Consider the following 16,760-nt stretch of genomic DNA (forward strand, 5'->3'; position numbering starts at 1 on the left):
TCCCCATTTTTACCAAACCAAAACGATTCACCAGCATCCACAACCAAATAAATTGCTCAACCATATTGAATAACGACATTGAAAAAGAAAGACCCTTCCATTTATGAAGTATTTCATTTCACAATTTACCCACTGTCTAGTAACTAAAAAAGACCGAACATGTTCGTATGCTCCGTCTTTTCTCCTATAAATTATATTAATTTATATACTCTTGCTTCAAATGGCTGAAATGTCATTTGCTGACTTATTTCACACTTCTCTTCAGATGACTTTTCATCTGGATAATTACGCAACTGTACTATTGCTTGTTTACCAACTAGATCGTACGGTAAATCGATTTCTGTTTCTTTATCAAATAAGTTTGTCATAACTATAAAGGTATCTTCATCCAAATAGCGTTTATAAGCAAATATTTCCTTATGCTCTGGATTCATTAATTCATAACTTCCATATACCAACACATCATTATTTTTACGTAACTGTATTAATGACTTGTAGTAGTTAAGTATAGATGAGTAATCTTGAAGTTCTGCTTCTACATTTATTTCTTTATAATTTTCATTCACCTTTATCCATGGGTTTCCAGTGGTAAATCCTGCATTTTTTGTTGTATCCCACTGCATCGGAGTGCGTGAATTATCACGGCCATTTCTCCATATAATTTTCATGACTTCCTCATGGCTCTTTCCTGCTTCACGCTCATTTTTATATAAGTTTTTGATCGCAACATCACGGTAATCTTCAATGGAATCAAATTTAACATTTGTCATACCGATTTCTTGCCCTTGATATATAAAAGGGGTACCTTGCATGAGGAAATACATTGTTGCAAAGCTTTTTGCAGCTTCCTTACGTTTTTTGGTATCTTGAGCCCATGTAGAAACAGAGCGTGGTTGATCATGATTCTCTAAAAATAATGCATTCCAGCCAATACCATCCAAGCCTGTTTGCCATTTGCTTAATGTATGTTTTAGTGCTTCGATATCAAGTCCTCCGGTACTACTTGTCCCCCATAAATCTAAATGCTCAAATTGGAAAATCATGTTAAACTTGCCTTCTTTTTCACCAACCCATTCGTTAGCCTGTTCAATACTCACACCATTTGCTTCACCAACTGTCATAATATTATAGTTAGCAAAGGTTTTCTCTTTTAACTCTTCTAAATAAGTTTGAATGCCTGGTCGGTTCATGTGTCCTTCATAGGAAGGTACATAGGTTTTATTTTCTGGATTTGGTAAATCAGGAAATCCAGCCTTTTTCTTTATGTGAGAAATCGCATCAATCCTAAAACCGTCTATCCCCTTATCCAACCACCAATTCACCATTTTATACAAAGCGTAACGAACCTCTGGATTTTCCCAATTCAAATCAGGTTGTTTTTTTGAAAATACATGCATGTAATACTCGTTTGTTTCTTCATCATATTCCCATACTGATCCACCAAAGATAGATTCCCAGTTATTTGGAACTGCTCCATCTTTACCTTCATGCCAAATATAATAATCACGATAGGCATTGTCTTTACTAGAACGCGATTCTATAAACCAAGGATGCTCGTCTGAGGTGTGATTGATAACCAAATCCATAATTAATTTCATATCTCGAGCATGTACTTCTTTTAGTAATATATCAAAGTCTTCCATGGAGCCGAACTCTGACGAAATAGCTTGATAATCGCTAATGTCATATCCATTATCATCATTAGGAGATTGATAGATCGGTGAAATCCATATTACATCTATCCCTAAATTTTTTATGTAATCAAGCTTGGAAATAATTCCTTGCAGATCCCCAATACCATCACCATCAGAGTCCATAAAACTTCGAGGGTAAATTTGATAAGCAACTGCCTCTTTCCACCATTTTTTTTTCATCATGCTGCCTCCTATAATTCATTAAATTGGACTATTTTTCATATCTAAAACATTTAAGTAAATACGATAAAATGCTGAATAGGAAATAAATGCTATAAGCGCGCCAGTAAAGAAAGGCAGTAAAACAAGCCAGCCACCTATACTAATATATAAAATACCGCTACTTGCAAATAAATGAATAAAAAATAACTTAGGACTTACCAGCGTAAGAACAAAAGCTTTTTTCATTAAAACTGTCAACTTTTCATCATAATGAGCAAGTACAATAAAAAAGTTAATAGTAAAAATATAAATTACAACACCCAGTCCTAATATGCAGAACAGCAACAGAACGTTTATTTGTCTAACATATATAAAGTCAATAACTAAGATTGCCCATATACCAGTCAGTAAGAGTCCACCTAACAAACTGAAGCAATAATTTTTTCTGAAATATGTGAAGTAAGTTTTGATTAATGAACATTGTTCCTTTTTTAAAATCCAATCTCTTACCATAGCGAATAAAGCCGAAGTTGCAGGAAAAAACAGAAAAGGTGCCAACAGCAGTATTCCAATCGCTAAAATATATCTACTCTCTTTAGTCTCTGCGTATACAAAATTTAATAAGAGGTAAGCAATAGGCAGGTTTGATATAAACCAAGCGATATTAGTGATGGATAGACGCATAAACCATTCACTTAATTGATATATAATTGGCTTTTCATTACCCATTTAAATCCCTCCATTTAATAATGCGAAATCCTCCTCAAATGATTATTAATTTTTCGGAGGTTCTTGTAATGGCTGACATGATTCTCTTCTTTTAATAACAGTTGGAATGATGATACTCTTCTTATAGGCGGAAGTTTCCTTAATTTCTTGTACGACACATTTTGCTGCTTCATGTCCTAGTAAAAAAACTTGTGTATCTACAGATGTAAGTGCAGGACTCGATAATTGAGCAATTAATGCATTATTAAAACTTATAATACTTAATTCTTCAGGAACATCGATACCTTCCTTACGACATATTTGTAATACTTTCATCGCAACTAAGTCATCCGTTACTACAAGCGCAGTTGGTGGCCGATTTAGATTCATAAAACGAGATAAAATGTCATCCAATTCACTGTTAATGTCTGAGTTTGCAACGTATTCTTCCTTTAGAGGCAATTTATTTTTTGTTAGGGCATGCTGGTATCCTTTTAGTCTGTCGTTAGACACTTCATATTCTAAATCTCCCCCAATATAACCAACCGTTTGATGTCCCAGACCAATTAAGTAATCTGTTGCTTCTTCAGCTGACTTAACATTGTCATTATCAACAAACATAATTTTATCAGCATAATCATTAGGTCTACCTACAAGCACAAAAGGAACCTTACTTTCAATTAAATATGGAATCACTTTATCCCCGCGTTTTGAATAGGTAACAATCATTCCATCAACCCTTTTGCCTCGAACCATCTTAACAACATTTTCATAAATTTCTTCTTCAGACTCCCCGGTTGTCAGTGTTATATTATAATCTTCTTTATTAAAATATGCGCTAATTCCCCGTAAAACTTCTGGAAAGAATGGGTCATGCAACGAGTCACTTGCAGACTTTTTCATTACTATCCCTATGGTTCGAGTTTTTTGCTGTGCAAGTACATGTGCATTATAATTCAGATGATAGCCTAGCTCCTTCATTACCTGATGTACTTTGCGCTTTGTGTTTTCACTAATGCGTGGGCTATTGGAAATTACCCTTGATACGGTTGAAGGTGAAACATTTGCTTTTTTAGCAACATCTTTTATCGTAACTGCCATTATTGATATCTCCTATCTGCAATAAAGACTATTTTCTCGTTTATTAGGCGAATATTACTTAACAGCCCCTTCAGCAACACCATTAATAATTTGCTTTTGAGCAAAGAAGTAACCGATAATCACTGGCAATATAGCAATTGTTAAGCCAGCTAATGCGAGATGCCATTGCTTTGTATATTGCCCAAAGAAATAAAACATTTTTAAAGGTATCGTTGCCTGGTTTTCTGATAAAACAAGAGATGGGAGCAGATAATCGTTCCAAATCCAAATTACATTTAGAATAGCTACTGTAACGGTAATTGGTTTTAAAAGAGGAAAAATAATATGAATGAAGGTCTGAAATTTATTAGCACCATCGATAATTGCTGCTTCATCCAATGACTTGGAAATACCTGTCATAGCTCCGTGGTATAGGAAAATGGACAAGCTTGAACCGAAACCTAAATACATAAATATTAGTCCAAAACGATTTAACATTTCTACTTTACCAAACAACGCTACAAGCGGAATCATCACAGACTGAAAGGGAATTAGCATTGCTGATACAAATATTAATAATAAAGCACCACTTAATCTGCTTCTATTTCTTGCCAGTGCATAACCAGCCATAGAAGTAAAAAACAATATGATAATAACACTTAAGCCAGTTATAAATATTGAATTAAACAAAGATTGAATAAAATTCAAGTCAACAAAAGCCTCTTTAAAGTTTTCTATTGATAATGTGCCAGGCAAATTTAATACATCAGTAAATATTTCTCTTTTAGATTTAAATGCGTTAACAAGCATTAAGTAAAATGGTGATAACCACAATAAGCCTAGGAGGATGCCAATTATTTCAACAAGAAAGAGTTTCCGTTTTTTATACATTACAGGTCAACCTCCCGTTTTTTATTATAATACACTTGTGTAAGTGCAATTGCAGCAACCATTACGAAAAAGACTACAGCTTTCGCCTGTCCATAGGCCATTTCATTTGCACTGAAGGCGGTATTCACAATTTCCATCGCTACCATTTGGGTAGACTGAAAGGGTCCTCCATTAGTCAGCGATAAATTTTGGTCATAAATTTTAAATGAGTTTGATAAAGTTAGAAACATACTAATTGTAAAAGCTGGAGCTACTAAAGGAAATGTAATACTTTTAAATCGTTGCCAACTGTTAGCCCCATCTATTTCAGCAGATTCTTCTAATTCCTTAGGGATGTTCTGCAAATATGCTATATAGATAATCATAATATAACCAGCCATTTGCCAGCAGGTTAGAATAACTAATCCCCAAAAACCTGTGGCAGTTGTAGAGAGCCAGCCAGTTAAAGCTTCAATACCAAGTGCTTTTCCAATATCTCCAAATACGTTAATAAAAATAAACTGCCATATGAAACCAAGAATAAGTCCTCCAATTAAATTTGGCATAAAGAAAATAGTTCGCAGAAAGTTATTTGTTTTAATGTGACGCGTAACAAGAATCGCTAACCCTAACCCCAACACATTTAAAATAATTACAGTAACAACAGAAAATTTTATTGTAAACCAAATAGAATTAAGAAAAAGCTCGTCGCTAAATAATCGCGTATAATTTTCCAGGCCAATAAACTTTGTGGCAACTAAACCATTCCAATCAGTAAAAGAGTAAATCGTTCCGTAAATCAATGGGACGACAACTACAAGACCAAGTGCTACTAAAACAGGCGTCAAAAATAACCAAAACGACACATCTCTATTTTTCAAGGTAAATCCCTCCCAATAAAAAACATTAAAAAAGACAAGCTAACAAACATGGCACTATTTGTTAGCTTGTTTGTCCCGTTACTTCCTTTTTTCCTCCCATTTCGAAATAGCATCTTTCTCAAGTTCTTCCCATGTCATATCGCCAGCTAAATATTGCTGAGCATTCGCTCCCATCACTGCCGTTCCCCACGGATTGCTCGGATAACCTGCAAATATCCAACCAATTGTTTTTCCTTCAGAGGCATACTCATAAATATCTTGTGACAACGGATCGGAAATTTTCTCTGTATCATAGCCTTCATAAGCAGGTATGAATTTAAGCTCATTCAAAACGGCTTCTTTTCCTTCATCAGAAGTATACATCCAATCCAGAAATTTTTTGGAGGCTTCAACAACCTCTTTATCAGAATTATTATTAACTGCCCAGTAGTTTGGAACTCCCACCGGAATACTACCTTCAAAACCTTCTACCGGAATTGGCAGTACGCCAATATTCTCAGCAACTTCAGGATCCATTTGTTCAACCGATGGATAAACCCAGTTTCCTTGTTGAATCATCGCTACACGTTCAAGCGAAAAATACTCTTCCACTTGTTGAGAATAATCCAGACTTAACACCGGCTGCACAGAATATTTATTTTGCAAATCCAGAAAACGCTTCATTTCTTTGCCTCTTTCAAATTTTACCGTATCAGATTCAAACGCTTTCATTACATCGTGGTCAAATTCAGGAGCCAAGAAAGCATTTGCCAAATGATCACCCATTACCCATGCTTCCTTACCAGGTAAGGCAAAAACCGCTTCTATCTCCAGCTCATCTTTTTTACTGTCTAACTTTTCAACAGCTTGCTCTAAATCTTCGAACGTAAGTATCTCTTCTGGTTTTATGCCAGCCTCTTCAAATAGACGCTTATTATAAATTAGTCCATATCCTTCTTGGTTAAATGGCAAACCCAGTATTTTATCACCATCCTGAACTGTTGCTAAGGTACCATCAATAGCTGCCTTTGCAGCTTCTGTATCTGACATATCTGCTAAGTATTTTTTATAGTCAATTACATCTTGCGGGCCAGTCACATTAAAGATATCCGGTTCATCACCAGAGGAGAATTGAGACTTTAAGACAGGAGCATATTCCGTTCCGCCGCCCACTGTTTTAACGTTAATTTTAACATCTGGATTTTTTTCTTCATATTGCTTGGCCAGTGCTTCAAATTGGTCCTTAAACTCTACCTTCCCTTGGAAAATATCAATAGTAACTTTATCTCCGGAACTCGCTTCACTGTTGTTCGATTTATTGCTATCATCTGATGAACAACCTGCTAAAAACAAACCAATTATCATTGCAACAACTGCTACCTTTGAAAACAAATGCTTTGCTCTCATTTCACTCAACTCCCCTTTTTGGTGTTAGCTCATTCATGAATACGTTTGCATTCTTTAATAAAATTATGCACACATATTATAAACAAGTTAAAAGTATAGCAATTAAAACAAGGATGGCACTAGTGAGTCACTCTTATACATTTATGTGCATTTATTGCGCAACCGTTTGCATTAATTGCTAGTTAAATAATAGCATTCTACTAAATAAATTACAAGTGGAAATTATCAAAAAAATGAGAGGTGAAAATTCTATCCTGAAAACTTGTAGACGTAAGCTCAATAAACTTATATAAAAGAACTAAAAAGTCTAAATAAGCACCTTTAGGTTTGAATTAAGTAGTATAATTCGAGTGGGTATCACTTAAAGATCAATTAGAATTTATTCATGTTCTTTGTGACATAAAAATTATTTATTATAGGAACTCACAACCCAATAAAAGACCGAATGATGTGAATACACCAAACGGTCTTTTTCATTTAACAGCCCGCTAAAAAGTCATAGCGAGCTGCAATTACCTACATTATTAGAATAATAGGATTCTCTTTAACTCTACCAAAGCTGTCCTCTCTACTACCCCCGAAAAGAACCCGACGCCGCTCCTCCAACAGAATAATGCTGCCACTCATATGGAAGCAGCTCCTGGTACATGGGCTGAAGGAAGCGGTCATCGATCAGGGCGATGATGCCATGGTCTGTATCTGTACGAATGAGCCGCCCGCCTGCTTGCAGTACTTTATTCATCCCAGGATAAACATACGCATAGTTATAACCGTTGTGCCCATTGGCCTGGAAATGATCCTTAATGATATCCCGTTCAAATCCAATTTGCGGCAGACCGACTCCGACGATTATTACTCCTGATAAACGATCTCCTTTCAAATCCACTCCCTCGGAAAAAATCCCGCCTAATACAGCAAACCCAACGAGCCGCTCCTCATTTTCTTGAAAGGAATTCAAAAAGTCCTCCCGCCGTTCCTCTGTCATGCCTGTTTCCTGTAAGATCACTTTTTCTCCCGGTGCTGTTGCGGTAAACTGCTCATATACCTGCAGCATATATTTATAGGATGGGAAAAATACGAGAAAATTCCCTTCCCTCTGCTGTAATAAATCAACGATAAATTGGACCATCGGCTCTAACGTATGCTCCCTGTCACGATACCTAGTTGATAAAGGCTGGATAATCACTTCCGCATTTTCACGCTGAAACGGGGACGGGATGGATACAACATAATCTTCCGCCTTTCCACCAAGCAAGTCCATATAGTAGCCTGCAGGGGTTAGCGTGGCAGAGAAGAAGATCTTGGAACGAAATCCTTTACCCATTTGCTTTAGCTGATGGGAAGGATCCAGGCAAAACAACTTTAACTGAACATCACTACCCTCAAGCGTCATATAACTGGTAAAACGCTTATCATACAATCTGGCAATTTTCACAAACGCCTGGGCACTAAAGTAGCCATTCAGCAATAATTCCTCCGCTTCCCCGCCACGCATTAGCTCTTCTTCTGCCGCATACGCGAAGGCATCCACGACATGTACAAGCTTTTCATCCAATTCTTTTTCCAGCTGTTGATTTTGCTTCTTCTTTTCCAAAAAATACTCATTTACGGCATTTGCCGATTTGGCTATAACTTCATTTTCATCTTTATACATCCGGTATATAGCAAGAAATGTTTCCTTCTCCACGGTTGCCGAATACATCTCTCGCGCACGATCGACAAGATTATGTGCCTCATCAACGAGCAACGCAGACTTTTTCCTCTGTTCATCCAACAGTCGCTGCAAGGACACCTTTGGATCAAAAATATAATTATAATCGCAAATCACTGCATCTGCTGCATATGCCAAATCTAATGAAAACTCAAACGGACAGACGGTATGCTTGCGTGCATATTGTTCAATCACCGATCGGGTCATTAATGTCTCGTTCTGCAAAATATCCAATATTGCTCCATTAATTCGATCATAATACCCATTGGCAAAAGGACATTCCGCCTTGTCACAATTTACCTGTTCCTGAAAACAAATCTTATCCTTAGCTGTAATTGTAACGACCGTAATTGCCAGACCCTTTTCCTGTAACAGACGGAAAGCTTCTTCTGCGGCAGTTCGGGTAATCGTCTTTGCTGTCAGATAAAAGATTTTTTCCAAGTGACCCTCGCCAATCGCCTTTATAGAAGGAAAAATGGTTGAGATTGTCTTCCCGATTCCCGTCGATGCTTTGGCAAACAGTGTCTTCTGTTCTTGAATCGTTTTATACACAGCTCCCGCAAGCTTGCGTTGTCCGTCCCTATAGCTATCAAACGGAAATGCCAGCATCTTTGTACTTTCATCCCGTTTCTGCTTCAGTTCTATGCGGAGTCTGGCATACGGAGCATATTGGGCAATCACATCCATGACAAAATCGGCCAATTCCTCACGCGTTAAGCTTCGCTGAAAATATTTCTTTTCCTCTGTACGAACTTGTATGTAGGTGAGCTGAATATTTATCTTCTCCAGATCATTATCTTTTGCATAAATATAGGCATAGACCGTTGCTTGGGCCCAGTGAACAGGATAGCTATCCTCCGTGATAACTTCCAGCGACCCGGAGGTTGATTTAATTTCATCAATGGTCAGTGATCCATCATCACTTTTAAGAAGGCCGTCACAGCGTCCATCTATTTGAAACAACATCTCTTCAAAAGGGACTTCGGTTTTTAGATAAACTTCCTTTTGATCGTTTTTACCGTACGTCTTTTGAACTTTCTGGTGTGCCTTAGTGCCGTCCACCAAAGGTTGCGAACTGCGGAAACCAGTTTCTATACTGCCACTGCGAAAAACATACTCCACTAGCGTCCTCGCAGCTATTTTTATGCTCTGCTTCATATTATCACCCGAAAAATTTAGCGTTGCTTTTAGTGTAGCATGCGGGGAGGAAGGTGTCATCTTTTCGGGGAACATTTGTTTTGGTTGGATGATTGTACACTGGGTCTCTATCAACGCCTGGATTTATCTCCTCTGGCTACTCAAACGTTTACAGGGCTTGTCCTCATTTTCTATGGTGATTCTCCCCACAAAAAGGTAAAATGGAAAAGTAGTAAAAAATAAGGAGAAGATTATGCTATTATTCCTAAACTTTTTTAAAAAGAAAAAGAACGAAGAGCCAAAACAAATACATACTAACCCCCAGAAACCCCAAAAAACAAATGAGCATGTAGCTACCAGAAAAGGTGAGATAGGAGAATACAAGATTGATATTCAATTGGATCAGCTACCAAAAGGTTATCGCTACCTTAGTGATCTTCTTGTGAAAAATCCAAAAGCGAAGTCAGGACATTCACAAATTGACCACGTCGTCTTAACTTCCCATGGTATATTTACCATCGAAACAAAGAACTACCAAGGGACCATCTATGGCGGAAAAGACCGGAAAACATGGTTGGTTAATGGTAAGTTTAAAATGATGAATCCTTTCGTGCAAAACTATGGACATATAGAGGCATTAAAAACATTAATTGATAAAAAATACCATGACCTATTTATCTCCATGGTATCTTTTACAAAACGTTCCACATTTAAAGTAGGCGATGATTACCGTAAAATAGCATCCAATGAACTCATCGTATATGACATTGAATTATCAGAGTTCCTCCATAGGAAGGTATCCGTACTGAAGATTCATCACAAAGAACCACTCCTATCTGAGAAAGACATTGACACAATCTATCATACCTTATTAAAGGCTAATATTACTGATTCTAAGATTAGAGAAGAGCATAAGCATGCATTAAAAACAAATACATCGATAGAAGATTCCAGTTCAAATTCTACTTGTGTCATTTGCAATAAACCTGTTTCACAAAAAGTAGAAGCATTCTGTTTATCAAATAAAAAATTCAATGGGAAAATCTTTTGTTATGCACATCAGAAAACGGCTAACTAAAACAATAAGTAAATCCACGAAACGGCATCCGTCGTTTCGTGGATTTCTTGATAATATTAATATAAACTCTCAGTCTCTCCTAAACCTTCCCTAAGAAATATACTTCAGCAAATACCATCCCTCCTAACCCCAGTGACAGACAGCCTATAAAGATGATAAAGTAAGGAAAGTTAATTCATAAAGAACAGAATGATAAGCTCAAATTTAGCAGAAACAAAATGGAGGAAACTATGAACTATAAAACTATTTTATTCGATGTGGATGATACATTAATGGACTTTGGTGCCTCAGAAAAAAGTGCTCTTCACTATACTTTTCTTGCTTACAAATTACCAACGGGATTAGTGGATTACCAACCTGATTACAGAAAAATCAGCAAAGGGCTATGGAGGGATCTGGAGCAGGGGCTTTTATCTGTAACCGAACTAGGGGTAGAGAGGTTTAGAAGGCTCTTTCTTCAGCATGAACTTGATATTAATCCGAAAACATTCAATGAAGTATATCTTAACTATCTCGGTAAAGAAGTACATCACATGGATGGAGTCTTAGAATTATTTGATCAGCTTAACGACTATAAGCTAGGTGTTGTAACAAATGGATTCACTACAGTGCAAAATTCTAGATTGAGTCGTTCTCCGCTATATAAAAGCTTCGACCATATCATTACTTCTGAGGATGCCGGTTACCAGAAGCCTCACGTAGGTTTCTTTGATTATACCTTTTCTAAACTAGGTATTAAGGAGAAGGAGGATGTTTTGATCGTTGGTGACTCATTAACATCTGACATCCAAGGTGGAATCAATTACGGTGTAGATACTTGCTGGTTCAATCCACATAAAAAAGAGAACAACACGGAAATTAAGCCAACCTATGAGATCTGTGAACTGGCAGAGCTTATAGAAATAGTAGAAAAAGAGAAAGTTTAAGCTCCTTTTTACGCTTGTATCTATTTCTACACCACGGGCCCAAAGTATGACATCAATCTCCTTTTTCTACCAAATTTAGTGCTATTAACTCTTTCATTCTAAACTATTTAGAATATTATAGAAATAGTATACTAGAATTGGAGTGATTTATTTGTTAAGGAGAAAAGGCACTAAATCTTTTTCATGGTTGCTAACATTAGTGATGGCAGTGAGTCTTGCTATGCCATCATTAAGCTATGCTGACGAGGCGGAAAGCAATAGCATTCAACAAGCGTATGAGCTCGATGATGGGGTTACTGCAGAAAAGTATGATTATGCAGATGCTATTAAAGAGACCATCTATGTGGAATCTACATTGGATAGTGATGAAGATGGGACCCCCGATCGAATTGCAGCAGACATCATCCGACCAAAGGAATCAAACGGCGACATGAAGGTGCCTGTAATTATGGATGCAAGCCCATATTACGAGAGTCTTGGGCGTGGAAACGAATCTGAAATAAAGGATACTGACGGTGATGGTGTCAATGATATGTTTCCATTATTTTATGACAACTACTTTGTTCCGAGAGGATATGCTGTGGTGCAAGTAGATATGGTAGGGACTAACAACTCGGATGGTTGCCCGACAACAGGCGGCTTTGAAGAAATAGAAAGTATTAAAGTCGTAATAGAATGGTTAAACGGAAAAGGCAAAGCATGGGACGAAAACGGAGATGAAATTGCTGCAGACTGGTCAACAGGAAAGGTTGGTATGATTGGCAAATCCTATGATGGTACATTGGCTAACGGTGTGGCCGCTACTGGCGTGGAGGGCCTCGAAACAATTGTCCCGATCGGAGCAATCAGTAGTTGGTACGATTATTATCGCTATGAAGGTATTTCGTTTCGCAAAAATGGTCCCAACGGTTTATCCAAGTTGGTCACAAGCAGCGAAAGAGTCCCTGCCTGTGCCCCAGTTCGTGAGAATATCAAGGAAAAAGCTGACGACGAAACTGGTGACTATAACTCCTTTTGGGATGAACGCAATTATATAAAAGATGCACATAACATAGAAGCAAGTGTATTCGTTGTACATGGTATTAATGATTATAATGTGAAGGCAAATCACTTTTCAAACTGGTGGGAAGTTTTAAAAGAAAATGATGTGCCAAGAAAACTCTGGCTTACCCAAACAGGACATGTGGATCCATTTGATTTCCGTAGAGAAGAATGGGTTAATACCCTCCATCGCTGGTTTGATCATTGGTTACTAGATATTGATAACGGAATTATGGACGAACCGGCTGTAGATATTGAACGGGAAGCAGATGAATGGGAGACCTACTCTTCCTGGCCGGATCAGAATGCGAAAGCTGTGAAAGTAAGACTTGCACCTGCCGTTGGCAACCTACCAGGTGTGTTAACAACAGGGCCGGTTAAAGGCAATTTCACCCAAACCTTCGTTGATGAACCGTACCAGCGTGAAAGCGCAATGGTAGAGGATGAATTTTCAACAAAGGAAAATAGGTTAATGTTCATGACCCCAAAATTGGAAGATGATCTTCGACTAAGTGGGATTCCGGAAATTGATATTCGCGCAAACGTTAATAAAGAAGATACTAATTTAACCGCGCTTATCGTGGATTACGGAGCAGATGAAAGAGTCAATCATCGTGACCGTGGTGAAGGTGTTCGTACCCTTGAAGAGGAAAGCTGTTGGGGACAAAGCACAGCAGCCGATGATGCTTGTTATAAAGAAACAGAAAAGACAACTCATGAGGCACCATATGAAATTGTCACACATGGTTGGATGGATGCAACAAACTGGAAAACTCTTGATTATACAGACTTGCTAAAACCTGAGAAAAGCTACCGTTTCCAATGGGATACACTACCAGAGGACTATGTCTTTAAGGAAGGTCATCGGATTGGTATTGTTATTGCAGGTAGTAATTACCAACGCTTACTTCCTATGCAAAACAAAGCAACCATTGAAGTCTCTTTAGGACAGAGCAAGGCACTTCTTCCTATTGTTGGCGGAAAAAAGGCATTTGAGGCTGCAGTAGAAGAATAATAGAAAAAGGATGTTACCAAAATTCGGTGACATCCTTTTTTAATTACAGAGCTTTCTCCTTACTTGTTCTTCAGTCAGCCATTCATCCCCCGTTTTGATGACCTTCTCAGCTTCCATAAGTTTAGAAAGCAATCTGAGCGTACTCCTCCATGTTTATATATAATACAAAACTAATAATTAGACAGATACTGTTCCCGTTCCCATGGATGAACAGTCGTACGGAACATATCCCATTCGATCTGCTTGGCTTCCACAAAATGTTCCAGTAGATGCTCACCAAGTGCTTGCTTAATAATTTCATCCTGCTCCAGCTCTTCTAATGCATGCATTAAGGTTGCTGGCAAATCGCGGATGCCGTTTTTTATTCGTTCTGATTTGTTCATTGTATAGATATTTTGATCCACAGCCGTCGGAGGCGTCAGCTTGTTTTCTACGCCATCAAGTCCACTTGCAAGCAACACCGCCAAAGCCATATATGGATTGGCCGAGGGATCAGGACTTCGTACTTCAATGCGTGTGCTTAATCCTCTCGAAGATGGAATGCGAATGAGGGGACTTCTGTTCGAACCGGACCATGCAACATAGCATGGTGCTTCATACCCAGGGACAAGCCTTTTATATGAGTTGATTGTGGGATTTGTTACTGCCGTGAAATGAATTGCATGCTTTATGATACCAGCTGTAAACTGGTAGGCCACTTCACTCAATTGCATGTCACCATGTGAATCAAAAAAGGCGTTTTTGCCCTCTTGAAATAAAGACATATTCACATGCATGCCTGAGCCGTTCACACCAAATAATGGTTTTGGCATAAATGTAGCATGCAGATTATGCTTGCGGGCTATCGTTTTTACAACCAGCTTAAATGTTTGAATATCATCCGCGTGTTTTAGCGCATCCGCGTATTTGAAATCTATTTCATGCTGTCCAGGAGCGACCTCATGATGGGAAGCTTCAATTTCAAACCCCATTTCCTCCAATTCAAGAACGATTTCTCTGCGACAGTTCTCCCCCAAATCTGTTGGAGCAAGATCGAAATAGCCGCCCTTATCGTTCAAATCCAAGGTTGGTTCACCGTTCTCATTTAACTTAAACAGGAAAAACTCCGGCTCTGTTCCAATATTAAATGCAGAAAAACCCATTGCTTCCATTTTCTTAAGGTTTCTTTTCAAATTATAGCGTGGGCACCCCTCAAATGGTGTTCCATCCGGATTGTAGATATCACAAATAAAGCGTGCTACCTTCCCTTTGTCTGATGTCCATGGAAAAACCACAAATGTATCTAAATCAGGATATAAAAGCATATCAGATTCTTCAATTCGTACAAAGCCTTCAATCGAGGATCCATCAAACATCATTTTATTGTCCAACGCTTTTTCCAGTTGACTTAATGGAATTTCCACATTTTTAATGGTTCCAAGCATATCGGTAAATTGCAGGCGGATGAACCGCACATTTTCCTCATCCATTTTTTTGCGTATTTGTTCCTTCGATAATGTTGCACCCATATTTTTTCCTCCTAAGAATTCTAATTTTCTTTGCTATCCTTTCAAGTACGATGGCAGTACAGAATTTCCCATTAAATAGGAATCTACTTTATGAGCAACTTCACGCCCTTCATTAATCGCCCAGACAATTAAACTTTGTCCACGCCGCGCGTCGCCTGCCGCAAAAACATTCCCTTTGTTTGTAGTAAAATCCCCATACGGCGACTTCACCTTATGATGGTTTGTATCAATGCCGTACTGTTGTAATAACCCAAGCTCAGTTCCTTCAAATCCAATAGCAATAAACACAAGCTGTGCCGGCCAAACCTTCTCCGTACCAGGGATTTCTTGGAAGGAGATACTTCCATCTTTTTCTTTTATTTTCTTCATTTGGACAGTATGCACTTCCTTCAGCTGTCCATCCTTATCTGAAACGAATCGTTTTGTTTGAATCGAATAGTTCCTAGGATCCTGACCGAATGTAGCTGTAGCTTCATGGTGGGCATAATCCACTGTGAATACATTCGGATATGCTGGCCACATATTATTTGGAGTTCTGTCTGTCGGAAGCCTCGGATGCTTACCAAATTGAACAACACTCTTACATCCTTGGCGAAGTGCTGTCGCTATGCAATCCGCACCGGTATCTCCTCCGCCGATGACAATGACATCCTTCCCTTTTACATCAATCCATTCCAGGTCTTCTTCCTCAGCCCCTATGAGGCTTTTCGTAGATAAAGTCAAATAATCCATCGCAAAGTGAACCCCTTTTGCTTCCCTCCCCTCCAGCTTAAGGTCCCGCTGCTTCAGGGCTCCTGTACAAAGGATGACAGCATCATACATTTCATTTAATTCATCGGCATGAATGTCTATACCGACTTCCGTGTTTAAAATAAACTGGATGCCTTCCTCCTCCAAAAGCCTAACCCTACGCTCCACGACTTCTTTTTCCAGTTTCATATTTGGGATTCCGTACATTAGTAAACCGCCGGCTCGATCCTGCCGCTCATAAACAGTCACCCTATGACCAGCTTGATTCAACTGATCTGCACTGGCCAATCCGGCAGGTCCTGAACCAATAATTGCAACAGATTTGCCTGTTCGATTCCGTGGCATTCTTGGTGCTATCCATCCGTTTTCAAATCCTTTATCAATAATCGTACGCTCAATACTCTTTATCGTCACAGCTGGATCAGCAATAGCAAGGGTACAAGATCCTTCACAAGGTGCCGGGCATACCCTGCCAGTGAATTCAGGAAAGTTATTTGTTTTTAACAGCCGTTCCAGTGCTTCCTCCCATTTTTCCAAATACACAAGGTGATTCCATTCCGGGATGAGGTTATAAATCGGGCAACCAGTTGTTGCCCCATCGAGCACTTCTCCAATTTGACAAAAAGGGGTCCCGCAATCCATACACCGCGCTCCCTGCCTTTTAAGCGTTTCATCTGAAAAGGGCGCCTTATATTCTCTCCAGTCACTGATCCGATGTCGAGCCTCTCGCTCCTCCACTTCCTCTCTTGCATAATCCATAAACCCTGTTAATTTCCCCATAGTACCGCTCCTTTCATAAGTTCCGATCTTTTC

12 protein-coding genes are annotated in these 16,760 nt (G+C 38.6%); 3 read left to right on the forward strand and 9 right to left on the reverse strand.

The genetic code is table 11. The annotated features are described in order from the left end of the window. Positions 1-191 precede the first annotated feature (191 nt). The 7 genes from X953_RS15275 to X953_RS15305 all read right to left on the reverse strand — a co-directional run bounded on the left by X953_RS15275 (position 192) and on the right by X953_RS15305 (position 9,650). The gene (locus X953_RS15275) at positions 192-1,874 is read right to left on the reverse strand and encodes an alpha-glucosidase (RefSeq protein WP_040956353.1); all 1,683 of its coding nucleotides are present in this window, start codon (positions 1,872-1,874) and stop codon (positions 192-194) included. 21 nt (positions 1,875-1,895) lie between these two features. Next, positions 1,896-2,585: a YesL family protein gene (locus tag X953_RS15280; RefSeq protein WP_040956354.1), complete on the reverse strand. Its 690-nt coding sequence runs from the start codon at positions 2,583-2,585 to the stop codon at positions 1,896-1,898. A 45-nt stretch (positions 2,586-2,630) separates the two neighbouring features. After that, entirely contained in the window at positions 2,631-3,665 is a 1,035-nt protein-coding gene (locus tag X953_RS15285) for a LacI family DNA-binding transcriptional regulator (RefSeq protein WP_040956355.1), read from the reverse strand. Positions 3,666-3,719: 54 nt separating this feature from the next. Beyond that, positions 3,720-4,535 (reverse strand): carbohydrate ABC transporter permease, encoded by an 816-nt coding sequence (locus X953_RS15290; protein ID WP_019377481.1) that lies wholly within the window; start codon positions 4,533-4,535, stop codon positions 3,720-3,722. Continuing rightward, positions 4,535-5,395 carry a carbohydrate ABC transporter permease gene (locus tag X953_RS15295; protein WP_019377482.1) on the reverse strand — a complete coding sequence of 287 codons (861 nt, stop codon included), beginning with the start codon at positions 5,393-5,395 and terminating at the stop codon, positions 4,535-4,537. The genes X953_RS15290 and X953_RS15295 overlap by 1 nt, the downstream gene beginning before the upstream one ends. Before the next feature lie 78 nt (positions 5,396-5,473). Beyond that, a complete protein-coding gene (locus tag X953_RS15300; protein ID WP_040956356.1) occupies positions 5,474-6,781 on the reverse strand; it encodes an ABC transporter substrate-binding protein in 1,308 nt (435 codons plus the stop codon). A gap of 571 nt (positions 6,782-7,352) precedes the next feature. Beyond that, positions 7,353-9,650, reverse strand: coding sequence for an ATP-dependent DNA helicase (locus tag X953_RS15305; RefSeq protein ID WP_040957164.1), 2,298 nt, complete (start codon positions 9,648-9,650; stop codon positions 7,353-7,355). 232 nt (positions 9,651-9,882) lie between these two features. Between X953_RS15305 and X953_RS15310 the strand changes: the two genes are divergently transcribed. The 3 genes from X953_RS15310 to X953_RS15320 all read left to right on the forward strand — a co-directional run bounded on the left by X953_RS15310 (position 9,883) and on the right by X953_RS15320 (position 13,689). Beyond that, positions 9,883-10,707 carry a nuclease-related domain-containing protein gene (locus X953_RS15310; protein ID WP_040956357.1) on the forward strand — a complete coding sequence of 275 codons (825 nt, stop codon included), beginning with the start codon at positions 9,883-9,885 and terminating at the stop codon, positions 10,705-10,707. A 230-nt stretch (positions 10,708-10,937) separates the two neighbouring features. Next, entirely contained in the window at positions 10,938-11,633 is a 696-nt protein-coding gene (locus X953_RS15315; protein ID WP_040956358.1) for a YjjG family noncanonical pyrimidine nucleotidase, read from the forward strand. Between the two features lie 142 nt (positions 11,634-11,775). Next, positions 11,776-13,689 carry a Xaa-Pro dipeptidyl-peptidase gene (locus tag X953_RS15320; RefSeq protein WP_232217740.1) on the forward strand — a complete coding sequence of 638 codons (1,914 nt, stop codon included), beginning with the start codon at positions 11,776-11,778 and terminating at the stop codon, positions 13,687-13,689. Positions 13,690-13,859: 170 nt separating this feature from the next. Here the strand turns inward: X953_RS15320 and glnA are convergent, their stop codons facing one another. Further along, positions 13,860-15,197 carry a type I glutamate--ammonia ligase gene (gene glnA / locus X953_RS15325; RefSeq protein WP_040956359.1) on the reverse strand — a complete coding sequence of 446 codons (1,338 nt, stop codon included), beginning with the start codon at positions 15,195-15,197 and terminating at the stop codon, positions 13,860-13,862. 33 nt (positions 15,198-15,230) lie between these two features. Continuing rightward, positions 15,231-16,727, reverse strand: a complete 1,497-nt coding sequence (locus tag X953_RS15330) for a glutamate synthase subunit beta (protein WP_040956360.1) — start codon at positions 16,725-16,727, stop codon at positions 15,231-15,233. Positions 16,728-16,760 lie beyond the last annotated feature (33 nt).

This window comes from Virgibacillus sp. SK37 (assembly GCF_000725285.1).
In the GTDB taxonomy this organism is placed as follows: Bacteria; Bacillota; Bacilli; order Bacillales; family Amphibacillaceae; genus Virgibacillus_Q.

Excerpts from the sequence above, each read along its gene's own strand:
- X953_RS15280 (WP_040956354.1), bottom strand. The coding sequence starts at position 2,585 with ATGGGTAATGAAAAGCCAATTATATATCAATTAAGTGAATGGTTTATG.
- X953_RS15300 (WP_040956356.1), bottom strand. The coding sequence starts at position 6,781 with ATGAGAGCAAAGCATTTGTTTTCAAAGGTAGCAGTTGTTGCAATGATA.
- X953_RS15330 (WP_040956360.1), bottom strand. The coding sequence starts at position 16,727 with ATGGGGAAATTAACAGGGTTTATGGATTATGCAAGAGAGGAAGTGGAG.
- X953_RS15290 (WP_019377481.1), bottom strand. The coding sequence starts at position 4,535 with ATGTATAAAAAACGGAAACTCTTTCTTGTTGAAATAATTGGCATCCTC.
- X953_RS15285 (WP_040956355.1), bottom strand. The coding sequence starts at position 3,665 with ATGGCAGTTACGATAAAAGATGTTGCTAAAAAAGCAAATGTTTCACCT.
- X953_RS15275 (WP_040956353.1), bottom strand. The coding sequence starts at position 1,874 with ATGAAAAAAAAATGGTGGAAAGAGGCAGTTGCTTATCAAATTTACCCT.
- X953_RS15310 (WP_040956357.1), top strand. The coding sequence starts at position 9,883 with ATGCTATTATTCCTAAACTTTTTTAAAAAGAAAAAGAACGAAGAGCCA.
- X953_RS15315 (WP_040956358.1), top strand. The coding sequence starts at position 10,938 with ATGAACTATAAAACTATTTTATTCGATGTGGATGATACATTAATGGAC.
- X953_RS15305 (WP_040957164.1), bottom strand. The coding sequence starts at position 9,650 with ATGAAGCAGAGCATAAAAATAGCTGCGAGGACGCTAGTGGAGTATGTT.
- glnA (WP_040956359.1), bottom strand. The coding sequence starts at position 15,197 with ATGGGTGCAACATTATCGAAGGAACAAATACGCAAAAAAATGGATGAG.